The 2,147-nt window shown below is 55.9% G+C and carries 1 tRNA gene and 2 rRNA genes (1 of these 3 running past the window's edge); all 3 read right to left on the bottom strand.

Annotated features, from left to right (window positions below):
• Positions 1-115 precede the first annotated feature (115 nt).
• A tRNA-Met gene (locus FJ948_RS27845) sits at positions 116-192 on the bottom strand.
• Positions 193-355: 163 nt separating this feature from the next.
• Positions 356-470, bottom strand: a 5S ribosomal RNA gene (gene rrf / locus FJ948_RS27840).
• 200 nt (positions 471-670) lie between these two features.
• Positions 671-2,147, bottom strand: a 23S ribosomal RNA gene (locus tag FJ948_RS27835) (it continues 1,333 nt past the right edge of the window).

Here is a 2,147-nt window from a genome sequence, read left to right as displayed (position 1 = left end):
TGTGTCCTGCGGTGTGGGCTTTGGCTGCTTGCGGGGTGCTGATGACCGGTTAGAATCGGCGGTCCACCAGAGCCAAATACAAAAGAGCCCGCACGATGGCGGGCTCTTTTGTATTTGGTTGCGGGGACAGGATTTGAACCTGTGACCTTCAGGTTATGAGCCTGACGAGCTACCGGGCTGCTCCACCCCGCGTCAACCCTGCGGTCGCGTTTAGGCGACTGCGTATTCTTATCCACCAAATGAAAGGGCCGCTTACGCGGCCCGTGGTCCCTTGGCGGGCCTTGTTCGTGAAGAGAAGATTTCTCTCCATGCTGATCTTTTGAGATCGGATGTGAGACGAACGTGCGTTTAGCAGACCTGGCAGCGACCTACTCTCCCGCGTCTTGAGACGAAGTACCATCAGCGCTGGAGCGTTTCACGGCCGAGTTCGGAATGGGATCGGGTGCAGCCGCTCCGCCATAACCACCAGGTCGGCAAAACGCACGTTATTCGAGAAGCTGTTTTTTGTGCCTTGGCGACGTCTTGTGCAGGTTGCTTCGGGCAAAGCCCGCAAGCGCGACTGCGCGTCGCCGGTTCCGGCGCCCTCGCGGAGCATAGGCCCGTAAGGGCCGCTCATGCGTGAGCGCTGGCAAGACCATCTGACTTCGTCAGATGGGCATAAGGAATGAGAACGATCAAGCCGATCGAACTATTAGTACCGGTAAGCTTCAAGCGTTGCCGCTCTTCCACACCCGGCCTATCAACGTGGTCGTCTTCCACGGTTCTCAGGGAATACTCGTTTTAAGGTGGGTTTCCCGCTTAGATGCCTTCAGCGGTTATCCCGTCCGGATATAGCTACCCTGCTATGCGGCTGGCGCCACAACAGGTCCACCAGAGATCCGTCCATCCCGGTCCTCTCGTACTAGGGACAGATCCTTTCAATATTCCTACACCCACGGCAGATAGGGACCGAACTGTCTCACGACGTTCTGAACCCAACTCACGTACCGCTTTAAATGGCGAACAGCCATACCCTTGGGACCTGCTCCAGCCCCAGGATGCGATGAGTCGACATCGAGGTGCCAAACAACCCCGTCGATATGGACTCTTGGGGGTCATCAGCCTGTTATCCCCGGCGTACCTTTTATCCGTTGAGCGATGGCCCTTCCACGCGGGACCACCGGATCACTATGACCGACTTTCGTCTCTGCTCGACTTGTCAGTCTCGCAGTCAGGCAGGCTTATGCCATTGCACTCAGCGAACGATTTCCGACCGTTCTGAGCCCACCATCGCGCGCCTCCGTTACTCTTTAGGAGGCGACCGCCCCAGTCAAACTACCCACCATACATTGTCCCGGACCCGGATAACGGGCCGCGGTTAGACATCCATAGTAATAAGGGTGGTATTTCAAGGGTGGCTCCACCTGAGCTGGCGCCCAGGTTTCAAAGCCTACCACCTATCCTACACATGCCACTACGAATGCCAATGTAAAGCTATAGTAAAGGTGCACGGGGTCTTTCCGTCTAACCGCAGGAACCCCGCATCTTCACGGGGAATTCAATTTCACTGAGTCTATGCTGGAGACAGCGGGGAAGTCGTTACGCCATTCGTGCAGGTCGGAACTTACCCGACAAGGAATTTCGCTACCTTAGGACCGTTATAGTTACGGCCGCCGTTTACTGGGGCTTCGATTCAGAGCTTGCACCCCTCCTCTTAACCTTCCAGCACCGGGCAGGCGTCAGACCCTATACGTCGTCTTGCGACTTCGCAGAGCCCTGTGTTTTTGATAAACAGTCGCTACCCCCTGGTCTGTGCCACCCTCCTCTGCTTGCGCAGAAAAGGGTCACGCTTCTTCCGAAGTTACGCGTGCAATTTGCCGAGTTCCTTCAGCATAGTTCTCTCAAGCGCCTTGGTATACTCTACCAGACCACCAGTGTCGGTTTCGGGTACGGTTTATAAGGAGGAGCTATTTCCTGGAACCACGCAGCAGCCCGTTCAATCCGATAAGATTGGACTACCTCAATGATCCGTCACTACCTCCAAGCCCACGAATATTAACGTGGTTCCCATCGACTACGCGTTTCCGCCTCGTCTTAGGGGCCGGCTAACCCTGCTCAGATTAGCTTTAAGCAGGAACCCTTGGTCTTTCGGCGGGGGAGTCTCTCAC

Origin of the sequence: Mesorhizobium sp. B2-3-12 (genome assembly GCF_006442205.1) — a bacterium.
Lineage (GTDB): Bacteria > Pseudomonadota > Alphaproteobacteria > Rhizobiales > Rhizobiaceae > Mesorhizobium.
The sequence above is the reverse complement of the archived record's forward strand: the minus strand, read 5'-3'. Positions and strand labels throughout refer to the sequence as shown.